This window comes from Bradyrhizobium sp. 142 (assembly GCF_023074015.1).
Classification (GTDB): Bacteria; Pseudomonadota; Alphaproteobacteria; order Rhizobiales; family Xanthobacteraceae; genus Bradyrhizobium.
On sequence record NZ_JADPKQ010000414.1, the window covers coordinates 67,262 to 79,083 of the forward strand.

General features: G+C 64.7%; 11 protein-coding genes and 1 tRNA gene. 9 read left to right on the top strand and 3 right to left on the bottom strand.

Going from position 1 to position 11,822, the window contains the following annotated elements; all coding sequences use genetic code 11:
• Positions 1 to 275: 275 nt before the first annotated feature.
• Together queG and IVA82_RS38435 are read right to left on the bottom strand one after the other, a co-directional pair.
• Positions 276 to 1,466, bottom strand: a complete 1,191-nt coding sequence (gene queG, locus IVA82_RS38430; RefSeq protein WP_247388658.1) for a tRNA epoxyqueuosine(34) reductase QueG — start codon at positions 1,464 to 1,466, stop codon at positions 276 to 278.
• On the bottom strand, positions 1,415 to 2,104 hold the full coding sequence (locus tag IVA82_RS38435; protein WP_247388659.1) for a glutathione S-transferase family protein: 690 nt from the start codon (positions 2,102 to 2,104) through the stop codon (positions 1,415 to 1,417). The genes queG and IVA82_RS38435 overlap by 52 nt, the downstream gene beginning before the upstream one ends.
• A gap of 169 nt (positions 2,105 to 2,273) precedes the next feature.
• Here IVA82_RS38435 and IVA82_RS38440 point away from each other — a divergent pair, with 169 nt between their 5' ends.
• The 3 genes from IVA82_RS38440 (at position 2,274) to IVA82_RS38450 (ending at position 5,257) form a co-directional block, all read left to right on the top strand.
• Positions 2,274 to 3,080, top strand: a complete 807-nt coding sequence (locus IVA82_RS38440; protein ID WP_247388660.1) for an undecaprenyl-diphosphate phosphatase — start codon at positions 2,274 to 2,276, stop codon at positions 3,078 to 3,080.
• A 101-nt stretch (positions 3,081 to 3,181) separates the two neighbouring features.
• Positions 3,182 to 4,513, top strand: coding sequence for an FAD-binding oxidoreductase (locus IVA82_RS38445; protein WP_247388661.1), 1,332 nt, complete (start codon positions 3,182 to 3,184; stop codon positions 4,511 to 4,513).
• Positions 4,514 to 4,516: 3 nt separating this feature from the next.
• Positions 4,517 to 5,257: an SDR family oxidoreductase gene (locus IVA82_RS38450; protein ID WP_247388662.1), complete on the top strand. Its 741-nt coding sequence runs from the start codon at positions 4,517 to 4,519 to the stop codon at positions 5,255 to 5,257.
• Between the two features lie 197 nt (positions 5,258 to 5,454).
• Here the strand turns inward: IVA82_RS38450 and IVA82_RS38455 are convergent, their stop codons facing one another.
• Positions 5,455 to 6,411, bottom strand: a complete 957-nt coding sequence (locus IVA82_RS38455; RefSeq protein WP_247388663.1) for a complex I NDUFA9 subunit family protein — start codon at positions 6,409 to 6,411, stop codon at positions 5,455 to 5,457.
• A gap of 150 nt (positions 6,412 to 6,561) precedes the next feature.
• On the opposite strand from IVA82_RS38455, the gene IVA82_RS38460 reads away from it, so the two are divergent.
• The 6 genes from IVA82_RS38460 to lptB all read left to right on the top strand — a co-directional run bounded on the left by IVA82_RS38460 (position 6,562) and on the right by lptB (position 11,775).
• A tRNA-Leu gene (locus tag IVA82_RS38460) sits at positions 6,562 to 6,648 on the top strand.
• Positions 6,649 to 6,844: 196 nt separating this feature from the next.
• Positions 6,845 to 8,173, top strand: coding sequence for a UbiA family prenyltransferase (locus IVA82_RS38465; RefSeq protein ID WP_247388664.1), 1,329 nt, complete (start codon positions 6,845 to 6,847; stop codon positions 8,171 to 8,173).
• A gap of 115 nt (positions 8,174 to 8,288) precedes the next feature.
• A complete protein-coding gene (locus IVA82_RS38470; RefSeq protein ID WP_247388665.1) occupies positions 8,289 to 8,903 on the top strand; it encodes a ribonuclease D in 615 nt (204 codons plus the stop codon).
• 156 nt (positions 8,904 to 9,059) lie between these two features.
• Complete coding sequence (lptC, locus tag IVA82_RS38475) at positions 9,060 to 9,788, top strand: LPS export ABC transporter periplasmic protein LptC (RefSeq protein WP_247388666.1); 729 nt, start codon at positions 9,060 to 9,062, stop codon at positions 9,786 to 9,788.
• Positions 9,785 to 10,534, top strand: a complete 750-nt coding sequence (locus tag IVA82_RS38480) for an LptA/OstA family protein (RefSeq protein WP_247388667.1) — start codon at positions 9,785 to 9,787, stop codon at positions 10,532 to 10,534. Before lptC ends, IVA82_RS38480 begins: the two co-directional genes overlap by 4 nt.
• Positions 10,535 to 10,779: 245 nt before the next feature.
• The gene (gene lptB, locus IVA82_RS38485) at positions 10,780 to 11,775 is read left to right on the top strand and encodes an LPS export ABC transporter ATP-binding protein (protein ID WP_247388668.1); all 996 of its coding nucleotides are present in this window, start codon (positions 10,780 to 10,782) and stop codon (positions 11,773 to 11,775) included.
• Positions 11,776 to 11,822 lie beyond the last annotated feature (47 nt).

An 11,822-nucleotide genomic window follows, 5' to 3' on the forward strand; every position in this document is an offset into this window, starting at 1 on the left:
AGGAAGCTGCGGCGAAATCAAGGTGCGGGCGGAAGTCGTGGGCGAGGTCAGACACATTGCACTCGTCGCCACAACATCTGCTGTCATCGTCCGCCTTGTGCGCAATTGCGCACTGGGGCGGACGATCCAGTATTCCAGAGGCAGTAGTGATTGAGAGAGAAGCCGCGGCGTACTGGATGCCCCGCCTGCCGCCTTCGCTAGCTTCGGCGCCCCCTGGACCTCAACCCCGGCGAAGCCTTGGCGTAGCCGGGTCGCGGAGGGCATGACACCGAGAGTTACGAAGCGGCTTGCCACTCCTCACGAACGTTTTCATCGCGCTCGTTGGCAATCGCCTTCGTCTTCATCGCCACAAATTCATCTCGCGACATCAACTGCGCCAGCGCCCACACCGCCGCCCCGCGCACCAGCGCGCTCTCATCCGCCAGCAATCGCCGCGCCTCCTGCGCTAACGCCACATCACCGGAGTTGCCGATCGCGATCAGCACATTGCGCAGAAAGCGGTCGCGGCCGATGCGCTTGACCGGGGACTTCGTGAACAGGGCGCGAAAGGCAGCATCGTCGAGATGCGCCAGTTCAACCAGGGTCGGCGCACGCAATTCATCCCGCGCGCTGAGCTTGGCTTCGCGCCCCTGTTGCGCAAACTTGTTCCAGGGACACGCCGCGAGGCAGTCGTCGCAGCCGTAGATGCGGTTGCCGATGCTTTTGCGAAACTCGCGCGGGATCGGCCCCTTGTTCTCGATGGTGAGGTACGAGATGCAGCGCCGCGCATCGAGCCTGTAGGGCGCCGGGAATGCCGCGGTCGGGCAGATGTCGAGACACGCCCGACAGGAGCCGCAATGATCGATCTCCGCGTCGTCACGCGGCAGCTCCAGCGTGGTGTAGATCGCGCCGAGAAACAGCCATGAGCCGAATTCGCGCGAGACGAGGTTGGTGTGCTTGCCTTGCCAGCCGAGATACGCGGCCTGCGCCAGCGGCTTCTCCATCACCGCCGCGGTGTCGACGAACACCTTGACCTCGCAAGGCTTCACCTCACAAGGCGCCGCCGCGACCAGCCAGCGTGCCAGCGCCTTCAGGCGCTTCTTGATCAGGTCGTGATAGTCGTCGCCCTGCGCATAGACCGAGATCGCCGCGCGCGTACGCTGCTCGAGGATCGCCAGCGGATCCCGGTCGGGACCGTAATTGACGCCGAGCATAATCACGCTGCGCACGTCCTGCCACAGACCGCGCGGATCGACGCGGCGCTCAGGGCTTGCCGCGAGCCAGTCCATGTCGCCATGGCCGCCGGAAGCGATGAATTCCAGAAAGTGCTTTCCGGCGCTTTCGATCGTGCCGGGTTCGGTGATGCCGATGCAGTCGAAGCCGAGCGAGCGTGCCTCGCGCGCAAGCGCCGCCTTCAGTTCAATCGGATTGGAATTCAGAAATCCAGGTCCACATAGGTGCGCGACGCCGGCACGCCGGCCAGCCATTCGCTCAGGAGCGGACGGAACGACGGGCGGGATTTCACCCGCGCGTACCACGCCTTTGCTGCGTCGTCCTCGCTCCATGGCACGTCGCCCAGATAATCGATCGCCGAAAGATGCGCCGCGGCGGCGAGATCCGCGTAGGTGAGCCGGTCGCCGGCGAGGAAGTTACGCGTCTGCGCCAGCCAGCCGATATAGGCCAGATGATAGCGCACATTGGCTTTCGCCGCGCGCATCACGTCGGCCGAGGGTGCGCCGCCGCCATTCTCCTCGCTCATGAAGCGCTTGTAGATGCGCTCGGTGACGAGAGGATGCGAGACCTCCTCGAAAAATTTTTCGTTGAACCAGGCCATCAGCCGGCGCACCTCGACGCGCTCGGCGACTGTCTCCGGCATCAGGCGCTTGGGTTCCATCTCGGCGCCATAGGCCTCGTCGACATACTCCGCGATGATGGCCGCGCCCGGAATCGGCTGCTCCTCGTCCACAAGGACAGGCGTCGTGCCTGCCGCATTGAGCAGCAGAAATGTCTCGCGCCGTTCCCAGCTGCGCTCTTCGACCAGCTTCAGGTCGAGCCCGTATTCCCCCGCGATCAGGCGGATGAAACGCGAATGCGGACAGAACGGATGATGAAACAGCGTAAGCATGAAGCCTTTGACTATGTGATGGTGCTTAAGAATCCATCAATGTTTGTGCGGCGCCACACTAGTCCCTCAAAACCGCGAAGCAAGGGCGCGACGGCGCATTTTGCGATTGCGGCACGGGGGCGAATAGGCCAGAAGAACCCCGCTTTTCCAGCGGAAATGGACCGTAAATATGTCAGATGCAATACGGGCAGTGATCCTCGGCATCATCGAGGGTGTGACCGAGTTCCTTCCCGTGTCCTCAACCGGCCACCTGCTGGTTGCGGAGCGCTTCTTCGATCTCGGCGAAGGCGCCTTCTGGGATTCGTTCACGGTCCTGATCCAGCTCGGTGCGATCCTTGCGATCGTCGTATTGTACTTCAAGAAATTGTGGGACGTCGCGATCGGCATGTTCACGGGCGACGCCTATGCACGCCGCTTCGTGATCGGCGTGCTGGTGGCGTTTCTGCCCGCGGTCATCGTCGGCCTCGCCGCGGGCAAATACATCAAGATCTTGCTGTTCAATCCGTGGGTGGTGTGCTTCTCGCTGATCGTCGGCGGCGCTATCCTGTTGTGGGTCGATCGGATCGATCTCAAGCCGCGCGAGCATGACGCTACCCGCTTTCCGCTGCTGATGTATCTCTATATCGGCATCGCCCAGTGCGTCGCGATGATCCCGGGCGTATCGCGCTCCGGCGCCAGCATCGTCGCCGCGATGTTCTTGGGGGCCGACAAGCGCGCGGCGGCGGAGTTTTCGTTCTTCCTCGCCATTCCCACCATGATCGGCGCGTTCGCCTACGACTTCTACAAGAACCGTTCCGAGATGAACGCGGACCACATCGGCATCGTTGCGATCGGCTTCGTGGTGTCGTTCATCACCGCGATCATCGTGGTCAAGACGTTCCTGGAATACGTCACCCGGCACGGCTTTGCGGTGTTCGCCTGGTGGCGCGTCGTCGTCGGCACGCTTGGCCTGATCGCGCTGGCGCTCGGCCGTTAACCTCTCGAAAACTCGCTGACGCGCCTCAACCTAATATAAGCTTTTGATCGATAGGCAGTTTCCAACGCAAGGCGCCGCGCGCCCTGCACAGGAGCTGAACCATGACCCTCCTCAGCGGCTGGGGGCGTTTCCCGGTCGTCGATAGCGATGTGCTGCGGCCGCGGTCGTTCGAGGCCGTCGGTGAAGCCGTCGCTGCGGTGAGCGGCTGCGTGGCGAGGGGTAACGGCCGCGCCTATGGCGACGCCGGAATCGGCGCTGTCAGAACAATCGCGATGAGGGCGTTCGACCGGGTCAGGTCGTTCGATTCGGCCACGGGCCGTATCCGTCTCGAAGCCGGCGTGCTGCTGTCGGACCTGATCGACACGTTTGGCCCGCGCGGCTTCCTGCCTTTCGTCGTTCCGGGCACGCGCTTCGTGTCGGTTGGCGGCGCCATCGCCGCCGACGTGCACGGCAAGAACCATCATTGCGAGGGCGGTTTCGGCCGCTATGTCGACAGTATCCTGCTGCGCACCGGGCAAGGCGAGACCATCGAGGCCTCGCGTGAACAAAATGCCGATGCTTTCTTTGCGACCGTCGGCGGCATGGGCCTCACCGGCGTCATTCTCGAAGCCGCGATCCGGCTGCGGCCGGTCGAGACGGGGTGGATTCGCGAGCGGGTGGTCTCCGCGGCTGATCTCGATGCAGCGATGCGCGCGCTCGATGCGAGTGATTCCGCGACCTATTCGGTAGCGTGGATTGATTGCGCCGCGGGCGGCAGCAATCTCGGCCGCTCGCTGATCTATCTCGGCGAGCACGCCGGCGCGGACGAGCTTGTGGGCTCAGCCGAGCGATTTCCGGTCGGCCAGGATTCCGGTCTCGCCATGCCCATCGACTTTCCGTCGATGACGCTAAACCGCTACAGCATCCGCGCCTTCAACGAGCTCTACTACCGCATGGGCGCAAGGCGGGCCGGCGGCAGTCATGTGGTCTCGCTCTTCCCATACTTCTTCCCGCTCGACAGTATCGGTGGGTGGAATCGCATCTACGGAAAACGCGGCTTTCTCCAGCATCAATGCGTGATCCCGGAGAAGGGCGCGCGCGACGTGCTCGGCGAGATCCTCGCTCGCGTCGCGAAGCGCGGCGACGCTTCCTTCCTCGCGGTGCTGAAGAAGCTCGGCCAGGGCGACGGCATTTTGTCGTTTCCGTTGCCCGGCTACACGCTGGCGCTGGATTTCCCGCTGAGGGGCGAGATCCTGAATTTCCTCGACGAGATCGACCGCCTCGTCGTCGCCGCCGGCGGCCGGCTGTACCTCGCCAAGGATGCGCGCCAGTCGCGCGCGACCTTTGAAGCCGGCTATCCAGCCCTGAAGCGCTTCAACGCGATCCGAAAGTCGCTCGATCCGGCAGGCAATATCCGCTCGAAACTTTCACAGCGTTTGTTTGATGAGGTTTAAGCCATGACTCCGCGCAAGTCCGTTTTGGTACTGGGCGGCTCCTCCGATATCGGCCGCACCGCCGCGCGCGCCTTTGCCAAGGCGGGTTACGATGTCGCCCTCGCAGGGCGCGACGTCGCGGCGCTGGAGCCTGACGCTGCCGACCTGCGCGCCCGCTACAATGTCGATGTCGGCATCTTCAAGTTCGACGTGCTCGACACCGCCTCGTTCGAGAGATTTGCCGACGGCCTTCCCGCATTGCCTGACGTCGTCATCTCGATCGTCGGCTTGCTGGGCGCACAGGAGACGGCGCAAAGCGATCTCGCGCACGCCACGACCATCATGCGCTCCAATTACGAAGGGCCCTCGCTGATCCTTGGCCTGTTCGCGGAAAAATTCCTGGGCCGCGGCAATGGCACGCTGGTCGGCGTATCCTCGGTTGCGGGCGATCGCGGACGTGCCTCGAACTATGTCTACGGCTCGGCCAAGGCCGGCTTCTCGGCGCTCTTGTCCGGCCTGCGCGCCCGCGCCAGCCGCAGCGGCGTTCATGTCGTCACCGTGAAGCCCGGCTTCGTCCGCACCAAGATGACGGAAGGCATGAAGCTGATCGGCCCGCTCACCGTCGAACCGGGCGTGGTCGGCGATGCGATCCTCCAGGCCGTCGAGCGGAAGACCGACGTCGTCTATGTCAGCGGCAAATGGCGCCTCGTGATGCTGATCATCAAGGCGCTGCCGGAAGCGGTGTTCAAGAAGCTGAGGTTTTGAAATCCGTGTGACGCGCCAGTCCTCGCCGCGGCGGCGGTGCGCTCCCTCGCCCGCTTGCGGGAGAGGGCTGGGGAGAGGGTGTCTCCGCAGAGAGACTCCCGACGAGGAGAAAGCCCTCACCCGATCGCTGCGCGATCGACCTCTCCCGCAAGCGGGAGAGGTTGGGAAAGACCGCCGACGGAGTAGGCTCACGGGCTCTAGCGCTGGAACTGCCCGGCGCTGCGAAAACGCCAGAGATATTGCGGGGCGATCGCCTCCAGCGAATCGGGGGTAATGCCGAGGCCTTCCAGCGTCAGCCCTGCGGCCTTCGCCGCATCCGAGACGACATTGTCGCGCTCGAGCAGCGTGACCTGGTCCGGCGTCAGCTTCAGCGCGCCCGGCGCGAACTGCAGGAAGTTGGCCTGGAAGCGGGCAAGGGAGAACGGCAGCGGGATCAGCGTGCGTTTGCGCTCGGTGATGGCCAAAATCGCCTCGATGATCTCGCGCATCGTCAGCACTTCAGGCCCGCCGAGCTCGTAGGTGGCGCCTTGCTTGGCCTTGCCGTCGACCGCGTCCGCAATCGCGGTGGCGACGTCGCCGACATAGGCCGGCTGCATCTTCGTCTCCCCGCCGATCAGCGGCAGTACCGGCGAGATCCGCGCCAGCGCGGCGAAGCGGTTGGTGAACTGATCCTCGGGCCCGAACATCACGGACGGGCGGAAGATCGTGGCCGACGGCACCGCCGCCAGCACCGCCTGCTCGCCGGCCGCCTTGGCCCGGGCATAGCGGGAGGGCGATTGCGGGTCGGCGCCGATCGCCGAGACATGCACCATCCGGGCGCCGGCGGCCGCGGCGGCCTTGGCGACGGTCTCGGCGCCCTTGGCCTGGACGGCGTCAAAGCTCTGCGCCCCGCCCTCAGTGAGGATGCCGACAAGGTTGATCGCGACTGCCGAATCCCGCATCGCCGCCTCGACCGAGGCCGGGTAGCGCAAATTGGCCTGCACGGTGTGGACCTGTCCGACCTTGCCGGACGGCTGCAGGAAGCCGGCCAGTTCCGGCCGCCGCACCGCGACCCGGATCCGGTAATCGCGCTTGCACAGCGCGCGGACGACATTCCGGCCCAAAAACCCCGATCCGCCGAAAACCGTGACGAGAGTTTCCAGATTCGATGCCATGGGGGTCGATTCCTAATGGAGGGTGCGCCTGGCGAGGCTTGTATCGGGCCATTTTGCGATGCGCAATCCGCAACCCCAGGCGGGATTCAAGCATGAATTGACAACCGCGTCACCGATCCGTAGTAACCGCCTCCGTGCCCCAACCGGCATGCCCAGGTGGTGGAATTGGTAGACGCGCTGGCTTCAGGTGCCAGTGGCTTAACAGCCGTGAAGGTTCGAGTCCTTTCCTGGGCACCATCTTTTTCTCTCATCCCCTTTGAGACAGCGATTTTCGCCGAGTGCGCCAGCGATTGGCGCCGGTGTTCGGCTGCGCCTCCACCCGAATTAAGCCACCCTTAGCGAATGCTCGCCTAGGCTCGTGGCCGTCCATTTCCCTGCTCCCGGCCTCCCCAGCTCTGGGCCGGTCGTGTCGCGGTCAATCGAGCGTTTTCGGATGGAGCAGCCTGCCTGGCAGTATGATCGCGGCGCGTCCGAGCCGTTGGCGATGCCGGCGCCTGCGCGGACGCTGCTCATCGATCTCGAAGGCGCGCTGCTGCGCTCCGAGCTGCTGATGGAAGCGCTGTTCAGCGCGCCCGGCCGCATGCTGGCCCGCTTCGGCGCGGGCGGACGCCCGGGTATGGCGGCGCTCACGAATATTCTGGCGGAGGCCAGGATCGACTACGCTCGTCTGCCCTATGATTCCGGCGTGCTGAACCAAGCGCTGGCGGCGCGGGCGCGGGGCGAGAAGATTTATCTGGTCGCCGGCCGCTTCGGCCAACATGCCGCTGGCATTGCCACGCATCTCGGCTTCGACGGTGTCGTGGCGCCGGCCGATCTCGCCGCGGCCGAGCAGCTGCCGTTCGATCTCGCTTCGATCACGCGCATCAGCAAAGGAAGCGGCAGCAGCCGTCCCAGCGTAAATACCTGGGCGAAAGCGCTGCGGGTGTATCAATACGCCAAGAACACGCTGGTGTTCGTGCCGGCGATCACCGCGCATCAGCTCAACTTTGCGACGCTCGGCTCTGCGCTGCTGGCGTTCCTGGCCTTCTCGGCCTGCGCGTCGGGCGCCTATCTGATGAATGATCTGCTCGATCTTGCCGCCGACCGGCAGCATCCGACCAAGCGCCACCGCGCGCTCGCGGCCGGCGATCTGCCGATCTCGTCGGCACTGCTTGCGATCCCTGCGCTGTGGCTGTTTGCGGTCGCGGCGAGCCTCTGCATCTCCGCGCTCTTCCTCGGCGTGCTCTGCGCCTATCTCGCCACCACCATCGCCTATTCGCTCGTGCTCAAGCGCAAGATGCTGGTCGATGTCGTCACGCTCGCCGGCCTCTACAGCTTGCGCATCATCGCCGGCGCTGTCGGCGTCGGCGTGGTGCTGTCGGAATGGCTGCTGATCTTCTCGCTGTTCGTGTTCACCTCGCTGGCGCTGATCAAGCGCTTCAGCGAGCTCAGCATGCGCGAGGATGCGGGCCTGTCCGGTCCCTCCAACCGCGACTACAGGATCACCGACCTGCACATCATCGCCGCGATGGCGGCCGCGAGCGCCATGAACGCGGTGACGGTGTTTTCGCTCTATGTGTCCTCGTCGGCGGTGACGCCGCTGTACAGCCGTCCCTGGATGCTGTGGCTGCTGAACCCGCTGCTGCTGTACTGGTTCGGCCGCGCCCTGATGATGGCGCATCGCCGCGAGATGCCGGACGATCCGATTCTCTACACCTTCCGCGACGGCGCCAGCCGCATCACCGTGGCGGCGATGATCTGCATCATGCTGGCGGCGATCTGACGGCCTTGAGGGCCAAGCTTGCGCTTGCGTGACCCGCCGCCAGTGGATACATCGCGATCGATCCGATTAGCCTATTATGCCGACGCACCGATTCGACCCGAGGTTTTGACACGCCATGACCGTACGCCTGCACCGCGGCGACCTGCCCGACCTGTCCCGCTACACCGGAGCGGTGGCGATCGACACCGAGACCATGGGGCTTAACCCGCATCGCGACCGGCTCTGCGTGGTGCAGCTCTCACCCGGCGACGGCAGCGCCGACGTGGTGCAGATCCCCAAGGGCCATACCGACGCACCGAACCTGAAGGCGCTGCTGGCCGACCCTGCGATCACCAAGATCTTTCACTTCGCACGGTTCGACGTCGCGGTGCTGTACCAGACCTTCGGAATCATGACCGGGCCGATCTACTGCACCAAGATCGCCTCCCGCCTGACCCGCACCTACACCGATCGGCACGGCCTCAAGGACCTCGTGCGCGAGGTGCTCAATATCGATCTCTCCAAGCAGCAGCAATCCAGCGATTGGGGCTCCGACACCCTGTCCGAGCCGCAACTCGCCTACGCCGCCTCCGACGTGCTGCATCTGCACGGCTTGCGCGAGCGGCTGGATGCGATGCTGGTGCGGGAGGGCCGCACGGCGCTGGCCAAGGCCTGTTTCGACTTCCTGCCGACTCGCGCCCTGCTCGACCTCCAAGGCTGGGCCGAGGAGGACATTTTCGCGCATTCCTGAGGACTTCGGCCGCTTGGGGCGGAGACCTGCTGCCCCGTTTCGGACACAGTCGTAACGGCCTGTCGCGGGCTGCATATTCCGCCGGTGCCGGCTACAATGAGGCACCTTCGATGGGAGCCTTCATCTGGAAAAGGCTAGCGACGCGCTGGAGCAGCGGTGAACTCGGCTCAGTATCCTACCTATGACGCTGCGCTTGCGGCGCGGTTTGCCCGCGCGGCGCGCCATAGCCGTCTGGTGCGGATTCTGCGTATCGCGGTGCCTGTGACTGTGGTGGTGGCCATGGCCTCGATCGTCGCCGTCTCGACCTTTCTGAACCCCTTCCAGATCCCCTTGAAACTCGACTCCGGAAACCTCGTGGTGACAGGCACCAAGATCACGATGGAATCGCCGCATATGGCCGGCTTCACCCCGGACCAGCGGCCCTACGAGCTCTGGGCCAAGACCGCGACACAGGACATCACCGATCCGGACCATGTCGATCTGTCGGATCTGCGCGCGAAAGTGCTGATGGAAGATCAATCGAACCTGTTCCTCGATGCCCGCACCGGCCGGTTCGACAACAAGCAGCAGCAGCTCGACCTGCACAAGGACATCTTCCTGCGCACCTCGACCGGCTATGAGGCGCGTTTGAACTCGGCCTTCGTCGACATGGCCAAGGGCACCGTCTCGTCGGATGAGCATGTCGACGTCAAGCTGACCAACGGCACGCTGACGTCGGATCGGCTGCGAATCACCGAAGGCGGCGACGTCATCCGCTTCGAGGGCAATGTCGTGATGCATCTGGACAAGCTGGACGATCCCGCCGCCGCTCAGCCCGCGCCCGTCGAGCCCGCGCCGCCGGCAAAGACGCGCGCGCCCCAGAATAAGCCTGCCAACTCAAGATGATTTTCATGACGAAGTTTTTTCCGGGCGGTACGCGCAGCGCGGGCCTGAGCGCCGGCGCCATTGCGTCCGTCTTCGGCATCGTGCTGATCGCAGCCGGTGTGGCGCTCGCGCAGAGCACGATGCAGGGCGTGCCCAATGCGATGCAGGGCTTTTCGCAGAACCGCGATCAGCCGATCCAGATCGAAGCCGCCGCGCTCGAGATGCGTGACAAGAAGAAAGAGGCGACCTTCTCCGGCAATGTGAAGGTCGTGCAGGGTGACACCACCATGACCTCGAAGACGCTGGTGGTGTTCTACGAATCCGGTGGCGACAAGCCGCCGCAGCCGGCGGCTGCGCCAAGCGCAGCTGCAAAGGGCACGAAGTCGGCGCCGATGCAGTCGGCGACGCCGGGCCCGGGCGGCGCCTCCTCGATCAAGCGGCTGGAGGCGCGCGGCAATGTCGTCGTCACCCAGAAGGACCAGGTGGTGACCGGCGAGACCGCCGTGTTCGACACCAAGACCAATCTCATCACCATGCTCGGCGGCGTGGTCCTGACGCAGTGCAAGAACGTGCTGCGCGGCGACCGACTGATGGTCGACATGACGACCGGGGTGTCCCGCGTGGAATCCGACAGCGGCCGGGTGCAGGCCCTGCTGCCGCAGGGCGGCGGCAACGATTGCGGCCAAGGTGGCCAAGCTGGCCAAGGGGGCAAGCCCGGCCCGGGCGCGCCGCTGCAATTGCCGGGCGGAAGTAAACAGAGCAAGTAAACAGAAGTAAATTCAATAGCTTGAGCTAGGCGACGGTGATCCGAGGTTGAAGCCGGGCTGGCAAGACTGTATCTAGCGCAACGGGCTTCGAAGCGGGATCCGCTTATTCGGGGGTGTTTCTCTGGGCATGAGACATCCTTTAACTCATGCTGCACCGGCGAATCGCGGGGCCGGCGCGGCAGATCGCGGGATCAGCGTGCGAGATCACCGTGCGGGATTACCGTGAAAGGCTTGAGACAGCGGGGATGGTCGATCTATTCAGCATGTTCCGTCGGCGCCCCGCCAAGCGCGGCCGGCCAGGATTTGCGCGTCAGGACATCACCTCGCTCGGCGACAGCGTCGGCGGTCTGGTGACCAGTCCCGTGCGGGACACGACCCCCATTGCCCGCGAGCCGGACCAGTTCCGCGCGGAGCCGCTGCGGCCGCGCCAGCCGCCGGCTCAACCGGCCAGAGCCGCTGCCAATGCCAAGGCCACTGCCAAGACTAACGGCTCAGGCGGCCCGCAGCTTCTGAAGCGGCCGGGCTTTCTGGCTGTGCATACCGTGGAAAAGAGTTTTGGCAGCCGCCAGGTGGTGCGCGGCGTCAGCATCTATGTGCGCCGCGGCGAAGCGGTCGGTCTGCTGGGGCCAAACGGCGCCGGCAAGACCACGGTGTTCTACATGATCACCGGCCTGATCAAGCCCGATCGCGGCGCGATCGAGCTCGACGGCCACGACGTCACCAAGCTGCCGATGTATCAGCGCGCGCGGCTCGGCATCGGCTATCTGCCGCAGGAAGCCTCGATCTTCCGCGGCCTCACCGTCGAGCAGAATATCCGCGCCGTGCTCGAAGTGGTCGAGCCGTCGCGCAAGCAGCGCGAGCAGCAGCTCGACGCCCTGCTCGACGAGTTCAACATCACGCGCCTGCGCAAATCGCCCTCGATCGCGCTGTCAGGCGGTGAGCGGCGCCGCGTCGAGATCGCGCGCGCCCTGGCGACGCGCCCGAACTACATGCTGCTGGACGAACCCTTCGCCGGCATCGATCCGATCGCGGTCGGCGACATTCAGGACCTCGTTCGCCATCTCACCAATCGCGGCATCGGCGTGCTCATCACCGACCACAATGTCCGCGAGACGCTCGGCCTGACCGATCGCGCCTATATCGTCTATGCCGGTGAAATCTTGACCGAGGGCAGCCCGGATGAGATCGTCAACGATCCGGACGTTCGCCGCCTTTACCTTGGCGAGGAATTCCGCCTCTAGCCTGTTTTTGCGTTACGTCAAGACGTGTACATCGGGCTCAGACTAGG

Excerpts from the sequence above, each read along its gene's own strand:
- IVA82_RS38440 (WP_247388660.1), top strand. The coding sequence starts at position 2,274 with ATGTCAGATGCAATACGGGCAGTGATCCTCGGCATCATCGAGGGTGTG.
- IVA82_RS38480 (WP_247388667.1), top strand. The coding sequence starts at position 9,785 with ATGATTTTCATGACGAAGTTTTTTCCGGGCGGTACGCGCAGCGCGGGC.
- IVA82_RS38435 (WP_247388659.1), bottom strand. The coding sequence starts at position 2,104 with ATGCTTACGCTGTTTCATCATCCGTTCTGTCCGCATTCGCGTTTCATC.
- queG (WP_247388658.1), bottom strand. The coding sequence starts at position 1,466 with ATGGCTGGCCGGCGTGCCGGCGTCGCGCACCTATGTGGACCTGGATTT.
- IVA82_RS38465 (WP_247388664.1), top strand. The coding sequence starts at position 6,845 with ATGGAGCAGCCTGCCTGGCAGTATGATCGCGGCGCGTCCGAGCCGTTG.
- IVA82_RS38470 (WP_247388665.1), top strand. The coding sequence starts at position 8,289 with ATGACCGTACGCCTGCACCGCGGCGACCTGCCCGACCTGTCCCGCTAC.
- IVA82_RS38450 (WP_247388662.1), top strand. The coding sequence starts at position 4,517 with ATGACTCCGCGCAAGTCCGTTTTGGTACTGGGCGGCTCCTCCGATATC.
- lptB (WP_247388668.1), top strand. The coding sequence starts at position 10,780 with ATGGTCGATCTATTCAGCATGTTCCGTCGGCGCCCCGCCAAGCGCGGC.
- IVA82_RS38455 (WP_247388663.1), bottom strand. The coding sequence starts at position 6,411 with ATGGCATCGAATCTGGAAACTCTCGTCACGGTTTTCGGCGGATCGGGG.
- IVA82_RS38445 (WP_247388661.1), top strand. The coding sequence starts at position 3,182 with ATGACCCTCCTCAGCGGCTGGGGGCGTTTCCCGGTCGTCGATAGCGAT.